The sequence below is a fragment of the Coleofasciculus sp. H7-1 genome (genome assembly GCF_057473865.1).
Genome location: NZ_JBYCCT010000064.1, coordinates 81,009 through 98,931 on the forward strand (window position 1 = coordinate 81,009; position 17,923 = coordinate 98,931).

Consider the following 17,923-nt stretch of genomic DNA (forward strand, 5'->3'; position numbering starts at 1 on the left):
GCACCTCTACAAACTTTTCGGCTTCTTGGCTCTCCTGACTTTTTGGGGATAAATAAAAGTAAAAATTATTGTCATGCTGTAGCTTGCTTCCGAAAGATGCCACGCTACTACGCAAGCCAAATTCGTTTATTACTGCCCAAATTCTAGCCGCGCCTGCTCCACTAAATCAGCGGTGACAACTTCCAAACCCCCTGCACGAGCGATCTGCTCAATTCGCTGACGCGCTTGGGAACGAACAAAAAAAGGAATATTTTTCAGCTTTGCCTTTGCTTCCGGCGTCCACTGTAAAACATCTGTAAAATCAGAATCGCGCATGGCACACCAGCCCTTAGCTATCAGCCGGTCGGCTTTTAGCTGGTAAACTTAATCGCATTTTATCAAGTTGCGATCGCGATCGCGTATGCCGCTCCTCGCGCCATGACACACCAGCTTTAGGAGAATCAATTCTTTGGCTGAGCTTGCTTTAGTTTCTTCTGTGCCGATTGCAGCAGTTGTTGGGCTTCTCGATAGTCGCTTGTGCCTGGTTTGACCATTTTCAACTGATGGATAATTTCTTGCATCTGGCTGAATATCTGGTTGCGATCGACTTGGGAACTATCTTTGGGTATAGACACCAGCAAAGCGTTGATTTGTTGTTGAACATTATTGAAGGCTTCGTGAGACTCGCGTTCTGCTTTCAATCGAATTTGCACGGTGTCTAAATTAGTCTGGTACGTTACCAGTAACTTTTGCGCTTCCACATAGTCAACGTCTTCCGCGCGAATGTTTTGCAGCCGTTCAATTGCCTTGCCCCACAAGTTTTCAAGTTGTTGCCACCGCTGTGCTGTATGGGGTGGATTCTGCCCAGCTTTAGCAGCAGCGAAGGCAAATTGCTTGGCACCTTCGATTAACTTGCTGGTGTGTCCCTGAGCCTGGTTTTGCTGTGAAAGCTGGTTCTTTATCTGCTCCAGTCGAAAATGAATCGAGGCTGTTTGCTCATTAGGGATTGTCTGCGTATCATATCCGCTAACATAGCGCCGACCCTTGCGGTTGTAAGAGTATCGCCGGGAGGAGACTGTATCTGAAACAGGCAGATAATCGATTTGTTTTTTGGCTTCACTTAATTTATTTTCGCCCAATGCCAAATCTGTTGCGGTCTTGGCTTGGTTAATTAATTCTTCTGCTTTTTCTAAAGATGCGATCGCTTCCTGATAGCGATCTTCTGTACTCATGGGAGCATTTTGTCCCACTGGCTGATGAGCTGTGGGAGATAGCAAAATTGCCAAAACAAGCGTCCCAGTTCCCCCAACTAGCAACACAGTCCCTCCAACTACCGCACAGCCAGCTAATTTGATTGCGCCGAATATTCCCAGCGGACGGTTGGCTTTTGCTGCCGCTAGCAGTGCCTTCTGGCTGAAGTTTGCATAGGTGGAGATGACGATCTTCCGCAGTTCTTCTAAGGAGGCAGGTGAGCCTGGTTGCGATCGCAGTTTTTCTAATTCCTCTAGTACAAGCTGCTGCTCCATTTGACTTAGAGGATCATTACCAGCGCATTTCTTCACTTCCGCACGGAGGATTTGAAAGGCGCGATTGTTGAGACGGGACATAAACTACACCTAGCAACTCATCTTAGTGTTCCCGTAACTGACTGGAAAATCCCACAAATCAGATTCGCGCAGTGGTTCCCAGAAACTCGCTCAGATGGCAATAACATCTGCTCAGCGTGCAGACGGTGCAGCTCTTATTCCAAAACATCTCCCGCTTTGCTAGACAGTAGAACACGCTTAGTTGAACTAATATCTTCAGGACTCGCCGCACATCACCACATCTGAGGGCAACCACAGGGGGATTGAACCCGAAAAAACGCTGTATGTATAAGCTTTGCGTAAGTCCCGATCTTGCCCCTAGCGAATTATATTTGCTAGGGGCAATCTTTTTAGGAAAGATAAAGTTCCGACTTAGGGTTGAAGATTAAAGATGGCAATCTTTAGATAAACCGTGTCAACTGCACGCGGTAACGTTCTTTTTTAGTGACCGCAATTTCCCCAATCTCTAGCCGTCCTTTGCCGCGAATCGCAATTAAGTCTCCAGACTTAAGAATATGACTTGCCTGGGTGACTTCTTTCCAATTCACTCGCACATCACCGCCGTCAATAAAATCAACCATTTTGCTGCGAGACATTCCAAAGCCAGCGGAAGCGATCGCATCCAGCCTCAAAGAAGCCTCAACCGTGGTCAATTCTTTCTTTTTCGGTTCCCGAATTTTTAACTCGCTCAACTCAATTTGCCGGGTTTTCACCGGGACGGAACGCACCTGATTGAGATGCATTCCCAAAAACTCCACCATTTCTGGAACGACAATCGCCTGCGCTCCTTGCTCTCCCAGCACAATCACGTCGCCAGTTTTTTCGCGCACAATCCCACACCCCAACATTGCGCCGAGGAAGTCTCGGTGGGTGGATTGGTCAAACAAAAAATTACCGGCAATATCGATAGCAGCAATAGAGACTTGTGACGAATCGAGGGGCAATTCTGCACGCGCGATCGCAATTCTCTGTCGTTCAGCTTGCGGATAACCTCCCCAAGCGACCAGTTGGACTTCTGTTAAACGATTAAACGCTTGCTGAATCTCAACCAGTTCTGGAGGAGACAGAAAATCCGTAAACACCACTTCCCAAGTTTTAATTGCTTGATCCGCTTGGTCGATAACACGCGCCACAGTCTCTCGATTTTCGACTCCTTTGAGGAGTTCTTCCCTTGGCAACATACAGCAGATGCTTGATTGAGGTGAAACTGTCTTGATTCTATCGTTGCAATTATGATCCAATGTTTTAGCGATCGCCGTACCGAAACTTTGAGACGGTTCTACCCAAACCGATTATCGAGCCGACAAGCGCAACTCCCAAACAAGTTAGCAATATTTGCATCTATACCACCTCCCAGTGACTTGCGCTCAGGCTGGTACTTAAAGTAACAACGTTCTGTTGATTACTTTCTCTGTCCGTGGATGGAAGCCCCAGCCAGCTCAAACGCTTGGGAGATGTTTATTTTCTAGACTCCCTCTGAGTCAACGTAGCCTTGAATATTTTCTGGCTCAAACTGACGGAGAATCCGAGTAGCTTGGCGGGTGATCGTTTCGGAAGCTTTCACGACAATCAGATACTTACCGGCATTGAGGCGATTGCGGTAAGGCAAGGCGTCACCACTCCCCAGTGCCAAGCCTACCCCACCTCCCACAAACAAGCTACCCATCGCACCAGAGGCGGCACCTAAAAGTCCAGCAATCAGGTAATTGCCGATTTGACCCGCCCAGGCAAAGGTTTCTAAACCCGTGGTGATGTTGAAAGCTACTCCAGCGAAGAATCCAAAGGGGATCAGCCAATAAGCCATCAGCTTTGATTGCTTTTTAGCTTGCTCATTAGGGTCAATTAAGCCAAATTCATCAGCGCTTTTGTATCCTCTGCCCAGGATACTGACTTTTTTCATCGGTAAGCCTTCTTTCTCTAAAGCGGAATAGGCGGCTTCTGCCTGGATGCGGTCTGGCAGTACGGCGACGAGATAATTCATAGCGATTCGTTAAATGCTGAGATAGCCTTAGTTAAAGCCTAGCAGTGCAGGGACAGCAAATCTTCTACCGTAATTAGGATGCACAAGTGCGATCGCGAAGCGCAGAAAAAGTCAGTTCGCGCGATGCTGACGCTGAGGCTGTGTTTTGTTTCCTTGGGCTATCGGCGAGAAGCACTTCGCCCACGCGAATGAAAGTTAAAAACTTTCAGCCAACTAGCCGTACAAAGACACCTGATACAGTTAAAATGACCTTCTGCCTCTGTTGTTCGTGGTGGCGAGTGATTAGACGCGATGCCTAAGCCAACTCCCATCAAGCAAGCCTGCTCCCAAGGTTTTACCTGCACGCGATCGCGTAATGCCAGGGAGCGCTCCTGGCGAAGTGTATGCAACACAACGTGCGACTTGCGGTCTTGACCTTTTAAGAGTCGTGCGTGCGTGTCGCGATGAAATTTTTATCTAGACTCACCTGCCGATCATGTCCAAGGTTCTTGTTTCCGATCCCATAGACCAAGTTGGAATAGACATCCTCTCCCAGGTTGCCCAAGTTGATATTAAAACAGGTCTTTCTCCAGAAGAACTGGTGCGAATTATGCCAGAGTATGACGCTCTGATGATTCGTTCTGGAACCCACGTCACCAAAGAAATTATCGAAGCTGGCACCCAGCTAAAAATCATTGGTCGTGCTGGAGTTGGCGTCGATAATGTCGATGTTACAGCCGCCACCCGACAAGGAATTGTGGTGGTCAATTCCCCCGAAGGCAATACAATTGCAGCGGCAGAACACGCCTTGGCAATGATGCTATCGCTCTCCCGTTATATCCCCGATGCCAATCAGTCGGTGAAAAGCACTCAGTGGGATCGCAAGAGTTTTATCGGCGCTGAAGTTTACAAGAAAACGCTGGGTGTTGTCGGTTTGGGGAAAATTGGTTCCCATGTCGCCAGCGTTGCCAAAGCGATGGGGATGAAACTGCTAGCTTACGATCCCTTCATTTCGGTAGAACGGGCTTCGGAACTAGGTTGTCGTCTGGTAGAGCTGGATTTGCTGTTTCAGGAATCAGACTACATTACCCTGCACATTCCCAAAACTCCAGAAACGACTCACCTAATTAACGCCGAAGCGATCGCTAAAATGAAACCCACGACGAGGATTATCAATTGTGCCCGTGGTGGCATTATTGATGAGACAGCCTTGGCGGAGGCTCTGAAAGCTGGCAAAATTGCTGGGGCGGCGTTGGACGTTTTTGAGACAGAACCTCTCGGCGAGTCGGACTTGCGATCGCTGGGGAAAAATCTCATCCTCACTCCCCACTTGGGAGCCTCTACAGCAGAAGCGCAGGTAAATGTCGCCATTGATGTTGCCGAGCAGATTCGGGATGTCCTGCTGGGGCTACCAGCGCGTTCAGCAGTGAATATTCCAGGCTTGCGTCCTGACGTATTGGAAAAACTCAGACCTTATCTTCTCTTGGCGGAAACCCTGGGTCATTTAGTCGGGCAACTGGCTGGAGGACGGATTGAGTTGTTGAATATCAGCTTGCAGGGAGAATTGGCAACCAATCAAAGTCAGCCTCTCATCGTGGCAGCACTCAAAGGGCTGCTCTCTCAAGCGTTGCGAGAGCGAGTGAACTACGTCAATGCCAGTATTGAGGCAAAGGAGCGGGGAATTCGCGTGATTGAAACGCGGGATGCCTCGATTCGAGATTATTCGGGTTCGCTGCAACTGGCGGCGAGGGGTTCGCTAGGAGAACACTCTGTTACTGGGGCTTTGTTGGGCGATAACGAAATTCGGATCACCAGCATTGATGATTTTCCCATCAACGTCCCCCCCACTTCTAATATGCTGTTTACGCTGCACCGCGATATGCCAGGAATTATTGGGAATATTGGTTCCCTATTGGGCAGCTTTAATGTCAATATTGCCAGTATGCAGGTGGGTCGTAAAATCGTGCGCGGTGATGCAGTGATGGTGTTAAGCCTGGACGATCCCCTACCTGAGGGAATTTTGGCGGAAATTCTCAAGATTCCCGGCATTCGAGATGCCTATACGGTAACTTTATAAGTGCTGAGGACTGAGGACTGAGGACTGAGTATGAAGAAAAGAGGTACAAAAAGAGTAAATTCTTTTTAATTTCTCTTTACTGTAATTCCTAAGCTCTACGCTCTAACCTTCCTTAGTCCTCAGTCCTGATGTATGGCAATTGCGAATTTTCGGCTTGGGTGGGGAAATTTTGCTAACCTTCCTTAGTCCTCAGCCCGTGCTTCGCACCGCGCGTGCTAACAGTCCTCAGTCCTGATGTATGGCAAACACCTGGTGGGAAATTCAAGTTCTCTGCGACCCAGCCTTAGAAGATTTAATCTTCTGGCGGCTGGAAAAATTTGGCTGTCGCGGTACATCCATTGAGGTCAAAGGACACTCGTGCCTGGTATGTGGTTATTTATCCGCACTCCAAGCGCAGTTATTGGATTTGGCAGCGCTGTCTCTGTGGCTGCGTCAAGATGCGCTGAATGTGGGAATGCCGATGCCGGTGATGGATTGGCATTTAATTGATGAGGAGGATTGGGCAAGTAGCTGGAAGCAATACTGGCAACCTCAAGAAGTTGGCGATCGCTTATTAATCTACCCCGCCTGGTTGCCCCCTCCAGAGCAGACGGAACGGCTTACCCTACGCCTCGATCCCGGAGCCGCTTTTGGCACCGGCACCCATCAGACGACTCAGCTGTGTCTGGAAGCATTGGAAATGCGATTGGGGTTGGGCACCCCCGATATCGTCGTGGCAGATATTGGTTGTGGTTCTGGCATTCTCTCAATTGCCGCGATGCTGTTAGGTGCCGAAAGAGTTTATGCCGCAGATATTGACCCGATGGCGGTACGAGCCACTCACAGCAACCGAGAACTCAACAAAATTAGCCCCGAACAGTTGATTGTGGAGCAAGGCAGTATCGAGCGCTTGATGGAACTGATAGATGAGCCGGTCGATGGCATTCTTTGCAATATTCTAGCGGAGGTGATTATCGATTTGATCCCGCAGATGACAGAGATGGCTAAACCCAGCACTTGGGGGATTATTAGCGGCGTTTTGCTGGAACAAGCCAAACCAATTGCCGATACTTTAGAGCAACACGATTGGATTGTTGCCACCCTCTGGCGGCGTCAAGAGTGGTGCTGCTTTAATATTCGGCGCTCATAAATTAGGACTGAGGAGTGAGGAGTCAGGACTGAGTGCTGAGGACTGAGGACTGAGTGAGGAGTGCAGAGTCAGAACTCAGGACTTAGTAATTAATCACTCATAGCTTTTTATAGCTTTTTACTCAGTCCTCAGCCCTCAGTCCTGACTCCTCAGTCCTCAGTCCTGACTCCTCAGTCCTCAGTCCTGACTCCTCAGTCCTCAGTCCTGACTCCTCAACCCTCAACCCTTAATCTGTGCGGACGACATCCTGATAGAATCTGGTGCATATTCACGACTGCACCAATAATGGCGATCGCGGGTGCCCCAAATCCAGTCGCCTCAACTTGCGCCACAATCGTGTCTAAGGTGCCAATGAGTTCTTCCTGTTCCGGTCGAGTTCCCCAGCGCACCAACGCCACTGGCGTCTCTGGGCTTAAGCCTGCTGTCTGAAGTTGTTCCGTAATGTAGGGTAAGTTGTGAACGCCCATGTAGATGACAATGGTTTCGGAACCCTGGGCGATCGCTTGCCAGTTCACAGCAGGTCGATACTTCCCGGCGGATTCGTGTCCGGTAACAAATGTCACCGAGGAGCTATAAGCGCGGTGAGTTAAAGGGATTCCTGCATAAGCGGGTGCTGCAATCCCAGATGTCACCCCCGGTACTACTTCCACCGGCACTCCCGCATTTACTAAGTCTTCCATCTCCTCGCCGCCACGACCAAACACAAAGGGATCGCCACCTTTGAGGCGCACCACGATTGCCTCAGTTTGTGCTTTTTCAATTAACAGTTGAGTCGTCTCTTCCTGCAATAGGGAATGACGCCCCATCCGCTTTCCAGCGTCAATTTTTTCGGCTTGGGGATTAATCATTGCCAAAATTTGGGGACTTACCAGAGCGTCGTAAACTACGACATCGGCACACTCCAACAGCCCTTTCCCTTTGAGGGTTAACAAACCGGGATCTCCCGGCCCTGCACCCACTAGATATACTTTACCCAAACACGTTCTCCTGTTTACCTGTGTGTTCTCTGTAAGTGTGAGGTTCATTGACTTCTCAAATCCCAAATTAAATCCGCTAATTCCGCACTAGCGCCGATTGGTTCAGCCATCTGGAGTTTTGCCGAGGGAAACTGCTGGGATAATCGCTCAACTGTTTGAGCGATCGCATCCGTAATTCCCCCAGCAAATAGAAAATAAGGCAGGATGGCGATTTTCTCCTTCCCCGCCTCAACAAACGCTTTCACCCTGTCCTCTAGGCTGGGTGGCACCGACCAGTAAGCAGGCACTGCTTCCAAAGTCCTTGCAATTGTCTCTACTGGCTGATTTCCCCCGCTACGGCGGCTTCCGTGAGCTAAGAGAATTCGGGCGTCTGCTGTTATCGAAGCGAATTGACTGGCTAACAGACGACTCAAGCCAAGGTGAGTCCCTAAGTGAGGACAAATGTCAAGTTTTAATTTAGAGCCAAACGCGGCTTGAGCGATCGCTACTTCTTCTGGGATATCCTCCATTACATGAACTCCCGGCAGTAGAAATAGCGGCAACACCTGAATGCAGTGGTACTCAGATGCAACAGCGCGATTCTGCTTCACAGACGCTACGCGATCGCCAAATTGCCGAATTTGCTCGTGCAACGGCTGGGTTGCCAATTCAAGCACTGCTGTACCTACCAGTGGTTCTTGTAGAAACGCAAAATTTCGCGTCTCTAGCATCGGCGGCGCAGCCAAGCGGCGAACTGGTTGAGATGCCTGCACCCAGGCAATATCCGACCGCCGCACCTTCTCGTAGATCAGGGTTGCCAGCTGTTCTACAGCGGCTTGGGGGCGAGGGTCGCGGCTTCCGTGAGAGACCAGTAGATAGGCAGATGACTTGGGCAAGAGCGTAACTAAAAGCTTTTGAGCAGTTTCTTTATTCAATTTGATATCTTTTCTAGCAACAATTTCTGTATCAATCGTTTCCAATTGACAATTTATCCTGGTGGTTTACCAATTTGGGCACCGCTGAGGGTTAGAAGATTTCTAATATTATTAATAACTTATTCATAAAAATAGAGCCACTGGACTACACCTCCCAGTGACTCTATTTTTTCTAATTGACTTCTGCCGCTGACTGTTTACTGTTTAACTTACTGTTTAACTTCAGCAGATGGATCGGCGATATACTGGAAATCTGGCTCCGAGTTCCAAGGCCCACGCTCATCTTTACCATTCGTAGACAAGTTGAAGTAAAGATTGACAGTTTCATCAGGCTGGATATTGCCAAAGAAAGGATCGGTCAATTTACCCAACGAAGAAAGCGCATTCATGAACATCTTCGTATGAGAAATTTCGCGGGTCAGCAAATGTACCAAGGTGTCTTTCGTCCCTTGATCTGGAGCCATTTTGATCAACTCCTCATAGGTTTGACGCGCCCCAGCTTCAGCGGCAAGATTTGCCCTCAGATCGCGCACAACATCGCCACCTTCATTGATATACGCCGCTGTCCAAGCGCTTCCCTGGCTATCTAAAAAGTGTGGCCCCATGCCGCGTACAGCGAAAAGCGTACTCCTGTAAGCTTCTGTTTGATCGACATTCTTGGTGTGTGATTCGATCAGTTTGCCCACCATTTCTAAGTGGCTGAACTCTTCGATGGCAATATCTTGGAGCATATCCCGAATACCGGGATTTTCGCAGTGAAAGGACTGCACCCAATACTGTAAAGCGGCTGTTAATTCACCCGTTGCTCCCCCAAACTGCTCTAGCAGCAGCTGGGCAAAACGTGGATTAGGCTCTTTGATACTAACAGTATGGATGGGTTCTTTTTTATGGAAAAACACGAATCAATTCCTCCCCTCTATTTGCCGGATCGCTGAGTGTTTACCAAGATTTTTTGTAAAGAAATTCTAAAAAAGCAATTCTTTTTCTTTTACAAATCAAGGTATATAGCCATACTTTAGATCGGGTATCAAATCTATTCCTGCCTCATCAGGTAGACTTAATTGGGGGATTCTTCTATAACCAGAGGAGGACACAAAAAACCAAATTTAAATGAGCCAATTTTTTAGCTAAAACCGTTCCAATCGCTCAACCGAGGATGAAAATAGCCGAGAAGGCAGAAAAAACTAAGCGATACTGCACTGTTCTAGTTTCCCAGCCATTGCACTGGCGTGACGCCACCATTCATAACCACCCACCCACCGCCGCGATGGCAGATGTCCGATGGGTGCCTTGTCGCTAAATTTTAAACCAGAGTCAGCAACATACGGGTTGTGGGTAGACCAGCCAACGCGATCGCAAAAATTGCTATATTCTCCCCCAACCTCTAGAAAAATTTGCTTTTGCACGCTGAAGCCAAAGCGCCCCTGGCTGTACTTTATCCATAACTGGTCAATTGTCCATAAATCCTCGCAAGGAAACTTTTGAATATCGCTGTTGAATAGATAGTTATTGCTTGACTTGCCGACTACCAGACACATCACTACCCAGGTTTCTTGGTCGGCTTCTTTCCATTTCTTTTTAGCGAGTAAATCCCGCAATTTTGTATAGTCAACTCCGACTTCTGAATTCAAAGCACTACCACCCAATCGTTGAGATTGAGTTGGAACTAGGGGTGTAGGACTGGGGTTTAAATTCTGCTGTACCGCTTGCAAGGCAGAGACACCGTCTTGGTAGCGATCTTTAATATTATTTTGCAGCAGCCGATCCAAAATTTGACCCAGGCGATCGCTGACCTTTCTCTCCTTGGGCAAAAAATCGCGCCACCCCCACCCGTTATTCATAATGTCATACATCTTCAGGGGCGGAACGCCAGTTAGCAAGTAAATACAAGTGACGCCCAGACTGTAGAGGTCGCTGGAAGGAAAGGCTTTACCCCGCGTTTGTTCGGGTGCCATATAATCCGGGCTACCGACAATCGTGCCGGTGTTGAACAAAGCAGTATCGGTGAATAGTTTGGCAATCCCAAAATCGATCAAGATCAACTGACCTTCCCTTTCTCCTGGGGAAGAGGAGGTTGAGGGGGTGCGTCGGATAATATTCGCTGGCTTAATGTCTCGGTGAATTACCCGATGTTCGTGGATATATTGCAAAACTGGCAACAAATCCTGCAAAAATTCCCAAATCTGCGTTTCGTTATAAATGTCCCGTCGCTGCAATTCCTCCGCTAGAGTGTGTCCGGAAATCAACTCCTGCACTAAATACAGTTGCTGCTGCTGTTCAAAGTGGGCTAATAGGGAGGGAATTTGCGGATGTTTCCCCAGTTCATTGAGGTGTATCGCTTCCTGACGAAATAAGGAAACTACCTTTCTAAAATTGGCTGGATCTTGCTGTGGGAAGCAGAGTTGCTTGATGACACAACTGGGTTTGGAGGGAATATGCTCATCCACCGCCAAAAAAGTTCTCCCCATACCGCCTTTGCCGATTGGTTTGACTGGGCGATAGCGGTCTTTAAGCAATAACACTTGCCCGCAACACAGACAAAATCTTTGATCGGAAGGATTTTGGGGTTTTTGACATCCAGAGCCAACACAGTAGATCATGGCAGCCGCGATCGCCCTCCCTGTTGATGTTCATCTCTAAGATATCCTCAATTAGAGAGATGATCGCAAGGCGTATCTATTATATAGCTGAGTAAAGCTGTCAACTCGCAGCGTTACCCGGTTCTCAGCACTTTAAGAGCGATCGCGCATCTTCAAGCAAATATTCGCCGCCAAGAAGATTATTGCTTCTCGGCCTGGTAAATATAGAAATTGTCGAACGCTCCCACCGATTCAAAATGATAAGAAGGCAAGAACGAACTAACCGCCAAATCGGTGCGGTAAATGCTAAAGAAGATAAAATTTTGCCGATGTGTAGTTTCGGCAATCAGCTGCTTAACTTGCGGACTTCCTGTCTCGACTAATAAACTGCATTGACGCTTCAAAAAACTATCGAAGTTTTCTGGAGCTTTTTCACAAACATTGTCTTTTATGTACACCGTTAGTTGCTGTAAGGCAAATTCTTCGTACTCATCCTGACTGGGATTGGTCAGCGCCATCGCTACACCCACTCCAGCCAAGGCGACTCCCGCAATCGTTGTAATAACCTGTAAACCCTTCATGGGATGTTAAAACCATTATTGTGTAGCCTTTGACTACGGCGATCGCAGTCTGAGTTCCAGGTTAACTGACGAAAGACTGGATCAACTGGCAAGCACAATGCTATATTAAAAATCTGAAATGGCGAGCGTAGCCAAGTGGTTAAGGCAGTGGATTGTGATTCCACCACTCGGGGGTTCAAGTCCCCTCGTTCGCCCTGGCTCTTTCTTGTACAGACGTAGATCGTCCGTCTCTCGAAAGTCTATCGCTTTTGGGTGCGACTACTACAAACAAAGACCCCTCCCAGTGTTGCAGCCCACCGAATACGGCTGCAACACTGGGAGGGGTTATTAATATTTTTGTGGAACACACTACTTGACGGGAACAGCCTTTACATCAACCGTGTCTGAATTGGCAGTTGAGCCAACACCTGCGACATCCGCTTCCGCCACCACTTCCTCGTCACGAGACTTGAGGCGTTGAGCTAGCATTTGGGAAACCTCGGAAACCAGCAGTGTCAGAATCACACCATCGTCAATCCATCCGATGATCGGCAAGAAGTCGGGGGCAATATCAATCGGACTGAATAGATAGAGTAATGACCCTAGAATCACCCACCAGCGATACTTGGGATTGCGGATCGTGTTGCGATACCAGTTGTAAATTGATTGGATTGAAAAATTATTCATTATTTAATCCTCCAGTTATTTTTAATATTGACAAATCTACCAGCATTATGTAGGTGTGGATATCCACCCGAAGTTTGACTAGAAGATTCGACAACAGCGGGAGAACCTCGCCCTTTGGTTCAGACTGAATGACAATGCTTGTCTAAAATTGGAATGGCTTCAAGTTGTTAAAGAAAATTAAAAGCTTGGGGAGTGTAGGAGGAAAAAATCGACCGTGACTTTTCAAGAACTGATTGAGAAGGGTGGGCCAACGATGTGGCCTCTGCTGGCTTTATCGCTGCTGTCTCTGGGCACTATTTTTGAGCGCCTGTGGTTTTGGGCAAGAATCTTGACCAAAGAAAGAGAAACTGTGGATCGCGTGCTGGAAGCAGCAACTCGCAACTGGGGAGTTGCCACTGAAATTGCTCACCAAGCTAGAAGACAGCCGATTGGGCGTTATCTATATGCTCCCTTACGACTCTCTGACCCCGATCCAGAAATGTTTAGGCTGGCACTGGAGGCAGCAGCAGACGAGGAATTAGCTTCAATGCGCCAGGGCGATAAAATCTTAGAAGCGGTGATTGCCCTGGCACCTCTACTAGGATTGCTGGGAACCGTATTGGGATTGATCAGATCCCTGAGTGGGATTCGCCTCGGCGATCTCGGAACGTCTTCAACCGCTGGAGTGACTCTAGGGATTAGCGAATCTCTAATCAGTACGGCAGCTGGGCTGATAGTCGCAATTACCAGCCTTGTCTTCTATCGACTGTTTCAAGGTTTTTTGTTTAACCAAGTCAAAATTTTCCGTAAAGCCGGAAATGAGCTGGAGTTAATGTACCGGCAGGAATGGCCCAAACTTGGTATCGATCGTCATCCGATGAAGGCGAAAGTAGAAACTTCAGATACGGCTGAATCCTAGAAGTCATTCGTCATTAGTCATTTGTCATGGGTTATTAGTCAGTAGCGAAGAATTAGGGACTAAGGACTCATGACTTTTTAAATTACCCCTGTTGTTTGAACTTATGAAGATTAACTTGGATGTTCCGGGTGATGACGCCCGAATTGAGATTATTCCGCTGATAGATGTCATCTTTTGTATCCTGACGTTCTTTCTGTTGGCTGGTTTGCAACTCACTCGTCAGCAAGCAATTAGTGTAGATTTACCCAAGGCTAGTAGCGGCACTCCGCAGATGCGAGAGATGTTGATGGTGAGCTTGGATGATTTTGGTCAAATCTACGTGGAACAACAGCAGATCAATTCAAAAGATCAGCTGACTCAGTCTTTGCAGAATTACCGCTCAACAAATCCCAATGGATTGATGGTGCTGTATGCTTCTCGGACTGCAAGTTACAACGATGTCATCCAGGTTTTGGATTTGCTGCGAGATGTGGGAGGCGATCGCGTGTCTTTAGCGACTCTACCCGGAGCCTCTGAAGCGGCGGCTGGCTCTAATACGCAGGTTCCTACGGCTCCCGGTACTCCCGGTTTAGCTCCCTATTCCGGCAACGCTCCCATCCAACCTTATAATCCCTATGCGCCACCCAGTCCATCAGCCAACCCATATAATTTGGGTCAGCCGCAATTGCCGGTGAATCCGGGACAAGCAGAGATTAATCCCACGATTCCCGGCACTATACCCGTGACACCGATTCCTGCTCCCCAAAGGACTGATTCTGCTCCCAAGAGGTAGAGACGATTCTGCCAATTTACAGAGGTCGAGGCGCAATTGTTCGTTTAAGGTAGGAGCATCAAAAGATTTTTTCACGCCTCAACTTCTGGATAGGAGGTTCATAAATATGGATTTAATCGATGTGTTAATTACCTGGTTGGTAACAGCTTCCAGTTTGTTGATTATTAGCAAGTTGCCACTAGGAGTTGAAATTGATAACCCAGGAATCGGCTATATTTCGGCAGCCGTTTTTGGGATTTTAAATGCAGCTATCAGTTTTGTATTTTTCACCTTGCCGAATACGCTAACATTTGGCATCTACGGATTTTTTGCCAAGATCCTGACTTTGGGTTTATTCTCTTTTACTCTCAATGTGATTGCACTGACATTAGCCGCTAGATTGATTACTGGCTTTCGTTTGGAAAAAGGGATTTGGAGTGCTGTCATCGGTGCGATCGCTCTCGCCGCTGTCAGTAGCTTTATTACCAGTGTCGTGATTGGTCAGCCAACAGCAATTGCGTAGGAAGTCGATCGAGGGGTAGGCATCAATTAGCGTAAAATGACCAACAACTTTAAAAACCCGTTTTCTTAGAGAAAACGGGTTTTTTGTTGCTCAGTTTTTCGGCTGGATATCTCCCAACCCCCGCTGAATTGGGGGGTTATGAAAATGTTGCAAGAAATTTAAGCGGGAACTTGGATTTTCTGGCTACCGGCAAGTCCAAAAGCGGCGTGGATGGCTTGTAAGGCGGTGACACCTTGATTTTCCGCGACGACGCAACTGATTTTTATTTCAGAAGTTGTAATCATCTGAATATTGATTTGGTGTTGGGAGAGCGCTTCAAACATTCGGGCGGCGACACCGGGTTGTCCGACCATACCGGAACCGACGATACTTACTTTAGCGATCGCTGTATCCACCAAAACTTCACCGCATCCTAAAGATGGTGCGAGTTTTTCGAGTGCTGCTTTCGCTTCTTGGGCATCTGCTTGGGCGACGGTGAAGGCAATATCGCGGGTCGCGATCCCATTCACCACGCGACAGCGTTGGGACTGGATAATCATATCCACGCTGATATTTTTCTGGGCTAAGAGTCCAAACACTTGAGCTGCCATCCCTGGACGATCGGGGATGTGGCGAATGGCGAGACGCGCTTGATTGAAATCGAGGGCAACACCTCGCACTGGGGGAGAGGAGTGCTGAGGACTGAGGACTGAGGACTGAGGAGAAATTCTGTTTTGTGGGACTGGGGAATTGTTCACCTCGAAGGTTTGGCACAACAGGGCGATCGCGCGATCACCATCATCCGCATCAATGACGCAACTAACTTTCACTTCCGAGGTGGAAATCATCTGAATATTGATCCCAGCACTAGAAAGTGTGGCGAACATCTGCGCCGCCACGCCGGGACGCCCAATCATTCCCGCACCAGCGATCGAGACTTTGGCAATTTGCCTGTCTACCATCACCTCGGCTTCTCCCTGTTCTGGGTTATTTTGGGTGCAAAGGGCGGGCGCGATCGCTGCGGCTACAGCTTCCGCCCGATTGATAACGTTTTTGCTAACCGTAAATGCAATATCGTTAGTATTGCCTTCGTGAATCGACTGGATAATTAGGTCAATATCTAAGGCTTGATGGGCAATTTCACCGAACAACCGCGCCGCCACGCCCGGATAATCTGGCACCCGCAACAGCGCTATTTTCGCTTGGTCGGTATCAAATTCTACCCCATCTACAGGACGGGCAATTTCTAAATCTTGGAGCGATCGCGGCTTGGGCATTGGAGAAACTACCCTAGTACCCGGATCGTCCGTCCAGCTGGAACGCACCACCAACTCTACGCCATAATTCCGGGCAATTTCCACAGCGCGGGGATGCAGCACCTTTGCCCCTAAGCTGGCTAACTCCAGCATTTCATCGGAGGTAATCTCCTCCATCAGCTGGGCTTGGGGCACTAACCGGGGATCGGTCGTAAAAATCCCCGGCACATCTGTGTATATTTCGCAACAGCTTGCTCGTAAAGCTGCCGCCAGTGCTACCGCCGAAGTATCGGAACCGCCGCGCCCCAAGGTGGTAATTTCCAACTCTTCGGTGCTGGTGATGCCTTGGAAACCCGCCACCACAACCACCTTACCGGCGTCTAAGTGACGTTCCATCCGCTGTGTCTGGATATGCAGAATCCGGGCGCGGGTGTGTTCGGCTTCGGTAACAATTCCGACCTGTGCGCCGGTGAGAGAAACCGCTGGCTGTCCCAATTCTTGCAACGCCATACTCAGCAGGGCGATAGAAACTTGCTCGCCAGTAGAGAGCAGCATATCCATTTCCCGACGACAGGGATTTGTAGAGATTTGGTTGGCTAATTTCACCAATCCATCAGTCGTCTTACCCATTGCCGAAACCACAACAACCAGCGAGTTGCCCATCTGGGCTGTTTTTAAAACCCGCTGAGCGACTGCCTGAATGCGTTCCACCGAACCAACTGAAGTGCCACCGTATTTCTGGACAATTAGCGCCATAATTATCTCACCAATCCTGCCTAGATATACCCACAGGCTAAAGCCTGAGGCTACACAAACCAAGCCTGCCTACGCGCGTAAGCACACCAAAGGTGCGATAGGCTGACACGGCAAGGCATCTTATCTTCTTTTAACCTAATTAAATTATCAGACTTGCCGGGACAAAACCGGCTGACTTTAGGTTGCGTTGGTTAATTATTGTGAGGCATCTATCGTGGGTAGTGCGTTAGAGATAAAGCGAAGCGCTTGGGGATTTTCAAGAAGAGGTGATTTCGCGGTTGCAGCAACAGGTTGAGCGGGAACGGTAACGGGTAGCAGAGATGGAGTCTTTGTTAGCTAAGTATCGGAACGCTTTGGCGAGTTGCCGGTAAATTAAAATAAGCGCGATCGCGTTTATACAAAACCGACAGTATCTAAATCAGGGACGTTCTGTAACTGAGTATCTGCTGTGACTAAACTCGCTCCAGATTCAATTGAAGTAGCGGCAATAAGTGCGTCGGGAAGTCGAAGACGATACTGTTGTCTCAGTTGAATTGTCAAATCAATCAAAGATGATTGACTTGATTCTATCCATACAACTTCAACGCGGTGCAAAAATTCATTGAATACTTGTCTATGTGCCTCAGTCAACCCGGCAAAAGCTAAGAACTCAATCTGACTGATAATTGAAATACCAACCCATTCAGCATCTTGCAGGAGTTGCGTTAACTGCTCATTCCCTTGAAGTAGAGCGATGATAGCATTTGTATCTAGTAGGTAACGCTCACCACGCATTTCGCATTTCTTTCTCAATAGCGACTGGATCGCCCGACAAGGTTAATTTGCCTGATAGATCAGAAAAATCATATTTTCGACTACTTGCCTTTTCTGGAGATGTCGGGTTAATGACCAAAACTAGCTCTACCTTTCCTGCTGGCAGTTGAGTCGGTACATCTAGGTGTAGATGTCCGTCTGGGTTAATTGTGCCAGTAAGTGTTAAGACTTGCATTCCGGTGCCTCCAAGTATTTCCATAGTAGCTTTGCTAAAGTATCAAGGTAGCGATCGCTCTTTTTACAACTTCACCCAATTTCATCAAATATTACTAATTAAGTAACAGCAGTAGTAAGTTGGTTTTGACGACAGTGAAGGAGCGATCGCACTAACATTTTTTATTTGTTAGCCATTAAGCAAGCGATCGCTTGCTTGACTGTGAATATTTCAGGAGAGTGAAGCGCTGAGGCGCTACCGCACTCTTTTTCTCCCCATCATTCCATTATTTTATCTGTCGCAGGTTCACCTGGATAGAAGACTTCGCTTAAAGTTTCCTCCAAC

At 48.1% G+C, this 17,923-nt stretch carries 19 protein-coding genes and 1 tRNA gene; 6 read left to right on the forward strand and 14 right to left on the reverse strand.

Going from position 1 to position 17,923, the window contains the following annotated elements; all coding sequences use genetic code 11:
* Window positions 1-129: 129 nt before the first annotated feature.
* From AC2VDX_RS16045 to AC2VDX_RS16065, 5 genes are all read right to left on the reverse strand, one after another.
* Window positions 130-315, reverse strand: coding sequence for a PCP reductase family protein (locus tag AC2VDX_RS16045; protein ID WP_190430618.1), 186 nt, complete (start codon window positions 313-315; stop codon window positions 130-132).
* Between the two features lie 125 nt (window positions 316-440).
* The gene (locus tag AC2VDX_RS16050) at window positions 441-1,586 is read right to left on the reverse strand and encodes a hypothetical protein (RefSeq protein ID WP_378173649.1); all 1,146 of its coding nucleotides are present in this window, start codon (window positions 1,584-1,586) and stop codon (window positions 441-443) included.
* Window positions 1,587-1,966: 380 nt separating this feature from the next.
* Window positions 1,967-2,746, reverse strand: coding sequence for a photosystem II electron transport protein, Sll1252 family (locus tag AC2VDX_RS16055; RefSeq protein WP_378173646.1), 780 nt, complete (start codon window positions 2,744-2,746; stop codon window positions 1,967-1,969).
* 284 nt (window positions 2,747-3,030) lie between these two features.
* Complete coding sequence (locus AC2VDX_RS16060) at window positions 3,031-3,546, reverse strand: hypothetical protein (RefSeq protein ID WP_378173644.1); 516 nt, start codon at window positions 3,544-3,546, stop codon at window positions 3,031-3,033.
* 158 nt (window positions 3,547-3,704) lie between these two features.
* Window positions 3,705-3,938 (reverse strand): hypothetical protein, encoded by a 234-nt coding sequence (locus AC2VDX_RS16065; protein ID WP_378173641.1) that lies wholly within the window; start codon window positions 3,936-3,938, stop codon window positions 3,705-3,707.
* An 83-nt stretch (window positions 3,939-4,021) separates the two neighbouring features.
* Here AC2VDX_RS16065 and serA point away from each other — a divergent pair, with 83 nt between their 5' ends.
* The gene (gene serA, locus AC2VDX_RS16070) at window positions 4,022-5,602 is read left to right on the forward strand and encodes a phosphoglycerate dehydrogenase (RefSeq protein ID WP_378173638.1); all 1,581 of its coding nucleotides are present in this window, start codon (window positions 4,022-4,024) and stop codon (window positions 5,600-5,602) included.
* Window positions 5,603-5,840: 238 nt separating this feature from the next.
* The gene (gene prmA, locus AC2VDX_RS16075) at window positions 5,841-6,731 is read left to right on the forward strand and encodes a 50S ribosomal protein L11 methyltransferase (protein WP_378173635.1); all 891 of its coding nucleotides are present in this window, start codon (window positions 5,841-5,843) and stop codon (window positions 6,729-6,731) included.
* Between the two features lie 212 nt (window positions 6,732-6,943).
* On the opposite strand, the gene cobA is transcribed toward prmA, so the two are convergent.
* The 5 genes from cobA to AC2VDX_RS16100 all read right to left on the reverse strand — a co-directional run bounded on the left by cobA (window position 6,944) and on the right by AC2VDX_RS16100 (window position 11,782).
* Window positions 6,944-7,756 carry a uroporphyrinogen-III C-methyltransferase gene (cobA, locus tag AC2VDX_RS16080; RefSeq protein ID WP_378173632.1) on the reverse strand — a complete coding sequence of 271 codons (813 nt, stop codon included), beginning with the start codon at window positions 7,754-7,756 and terminating at the stop codon, window positions 6,944-6,946.
* Window positions 7,753-8,667, reverse strand: coding sequence for a sirohydrochlorin chelatase (locus tag AC2VDX_RS16085; protein WP_486928201.1), 915 nt, complete (start codon window positions 8,665-8,667; stop codon window positions 7,753-7,755). Before AC2VDX_RS16085 ends, cobA begins: the two co-directional genes overlap by 4 nt.
* 164 nt (window positions 8,668-8,831) lie before the next feature.
* A complete protein-coding gene (locus AC2VDX_RS16090; protein ID WP_378173629.1) occupies window positions 8,832-9,521 on the reverse strand; it encodes a manganese catalase family protein in 690 nt (229 codons plus the stop codon).
* A 285-nt stretch (window positions 9,522-9,806) separates the two neighbouring features.
* Window positions 9,807-11,222 carry a GUN4 domain-containing protein gene (locus AC2VDX_RS16095; RefSeq protein WP_378173626.1) on the reverse strand — a complete coding sequence of 472 codons (1,416 nt, stop codon included), beginning with the start codon at window positions 11,220-11,222 and terminating at the stop codon, window positions 9,807-9,809.
* Between the two features lie 179 nt (window positions 11,223-11,401).
* Entirely contained in the window at window positions 11,402-11,782 is a 381-nt protein-coding gene (locus AC2VDX_RS16100; protein WP_378173623.1) for a DUF4359 domain-containing protein, read from the reverse strand.
* 121 nt (window positions 11,783-11,903) lie between these two features.
* Between AC2VDX_RS16100 and AC2VDX_RS16105 the strand changes: the two genes are divergently transcribed.
* Window positions 11,904-11,976 (forward strand) — tRNA-His (locus AC2VDX_RS16105).
* A 154-nt stretch (window positions 11,977-12,130) separates the two neighbouring features.
* On the opposite strand, the gene AC2VDX_RS16110 is transcribed toward AC2VDX_RS16105, so the two are convergent.
* Window positions 12,131-12,448, reverse strand: coding sequence for a YkvA family protein (locus AC2VDX_RS16110; RefSeq protein WP_378173620.1), 318 nt, complete (start codon window positions 12,446-12,448; stop codon window positions 12,131-12,133).
* 214 nt (window positions 12,449-12,662) lie between these two features.
* Here AC2VDX_RS16110 and AC2VDX_RS16115 point away from each other — a divergent pair, with 214 nt between their 5' ends.
* The 3 genes from AC2VDX_RS16115 to AC2VDX_RS16125 all read left to right on the forward strand — a co-directional run bounded on the left by AC2VDX_RS16115 (window position 12,663) and on the right by AC2VDX_RS16125 (window position 14,620).
* Entirely contained in the window at window positions 12,663-13,346 is a 684-nt protein-coding gene (locus AC2VDX_RS16115; RefSeq protein ID WP_378173617.1) for a MotA/TolQ/ExbB proton channel family protein, read from the forward strand.
* A gap of 103 nt (window positions 13,347-13,449) precedes the next feature.
* Complete coding sequence (locus tag AC2VDX_RS16120) at window positions 13,450-14,118, forward strand: ExbD/TolR family protein (RefSeq protein ID WP_378173614.1); 669 nt, start codon at window positions 13,450-13,452, stop codon at window positions 14,116-14,118.
* A 106-nt stretch (window positions 14,119-14,224) separates the two neighbouring features.
* Complete coding sequence (locus tag AC2VDX_RS16125) at window positions 14,225-14,620, forward strand: phage holin family protein (protein WP_378173611.1); 396 nt, start codon at window positions 14,225-14,227, stop codon at window positions 14,618-14,620.
* A 158-nt stretch (window positions 14,621-14,778) separates the two neighbouring features.
* Here the strand turns inward: AC2VDX_RS16125 and AC2VDX_RS16130 are convergent, their stop codons facing one another.
* From AC2VDX_RS16130 to AC2VDX_RS16140, 3 genes are all read right to left on the reverse strand, one after another.
* Window positions 14,779-16,611: an aspartate kinase gene (locus AC2VDX_RS16130; protein ID WP_378173608.1), complete on the reverse strand. Its 1,833-nt coding sequence runs from the start codon at window positions 16,609-16,611 to the stop codon at window positions 14,779-14,781.
* Window positions 16,612-17,004: 393 nt separating this feature from the next.
* Window positions 17,005-17,385, reverse strand: coding sequence for a type II toxin-antitoxin system VapC family toxin (locus tag AC2VDX_RS16135; RefSeq protein ID WP_378173605.1), 381 nt, complete (start codon window positions 17,383-17,385; stop codon window positions 17,005-17,007).
* Window positions 17,375-17,623 carry a hypothetical protein gene (locus AC2VDX_RS16140; RefSeq protein WP_378173602.1) on the reverse strand — a complete coding sequence of 83 codons (249 nt, stop codon included), beginning with the start codon at window positions 17,621-17,623 and terminating at the stop codon, window positions 17,375-17,377. Before AC2VDX_RS16140 ends, AC2VDX_RS16135 begins: the two co-directional genes overlap by 11 nt.
* Window positions 17,624-17,923: the final 300 nt, after the last annotated feature.

What these genes read in the sequence shown, in the direction of transcription:
- AC2VDX_RS16045 (WP_190430618.1), bottom strand. Translation starts at nt 315, where the DNA reads ATGCGCGATTCTGATTTTACAGATGTTTTACAGTGGACGCCGGAAGCA.
- AC2VDX_RS16050 (WP_378173649.1), bottom strand. Translation starts at nt 1,586, where the DNA reads ATGTCCCGTCTCAACAATCGCGCCTTTCAAATCCTCCGTGCGGAAGTG.
- AC2VDX_RS16055 (WP_378173646.1), bottom strand. Translation starts at nt 2,746, where the DNA reads ATGTTGCCAAGGGAAGAACTCCTCAAAGGAGTCGAAAATCGAGAGACT.
- AC2VDX_RS16060 (WP_378173644.1), bottom strand. Translation starts at nt 3,546, where the DNA reads ATGAATTATCTCGTCGCCGTACTGCCAGACCGCATCCAGGCAGAAGCC.
- serA (WP_378173638.1), top strand. Translation starts at nt 4,022, where the DNA reads ATGTCCAAGGTTCTTGTTTCCGATCCCATAGACCAAGTTGGAATAGAC.
- prmA (WP_378173635.1), top strand. Translation starts at nt 5,841, where the DNA reads ATGGCAAACACCTGGTGGGAAATTCAAGTTCTCTGCGACCCAGCCTTA.
- cobA (WP_378173632.1), bottom strand. Translation starts at nt 7,756, where the DNA reads ATGAACCTCACACTTACAGAGAACACACAGGTAAACAGGAGAACGTGT.
- AC2VDX_RS16095 (WP_378173626.1), bottom strand. Translation starts at nt 11,222, where the DNA reads ATGATCTACTGTGTTGGCTCTGGATGTCAAAAACCCCAAAATCCTTCC.
- AC2VDX_RS16100 (WP_378173623.1), bottom strand. Translation starts at nt 11,782, where the DNA reads ATGAAGGGTTTACAGGTTATTACAACGATTGCGGGAGTCGCCTTGGCT.
- AC2VDX_RS16110 (WP_378173620.1), bottom strand. Translation starts at nt 12,448, where the DNA reads ATGAATAATTTTTCAATCCAATCAATTTACAACTGGTATCGCAACACG.
- AC2VDX_RS16120 (WP_378173614.1), top strand. Translation starts at nt 13,450, where the DNA reads ATGAAGATTAACTTGGATGTTCCGGGTGATGACGCCCGAATTGAGATT.
- AC2VDX_RS16125 (WP_378173611.1), top strand. Translation starts at nt 14,225, where the DNA reads ATGGATTTAATCGATGTGTTAATTACCTGGTTGGTAACAGCTTCCAGT.
- AC2VDX_RS16130 (WP_378173608.1), bottom strand. Translation starts at nt 16,611, where the DNA reads ATGGCGCTAATTGTCCAGAAATACGGTGGCACTTCAGTTGGTTCGGTG.
- AC2VDX_RS16135 (WP_378173605.1), bottom strand. Translation starts at nt 17,385, where the DNA reads ATGCGTGGTGAGCGTTACCTACTAGATACAAATGCTATCATCGCTCTA.
- AC2VDX_RS16140 (WP_378173602.1), bottom strand. Translation starts at nt 17,623, where the DNA reads ATGGAAATACTTGGAGGCACCGGAATGCAAGTCTTAACACTTACTGGC.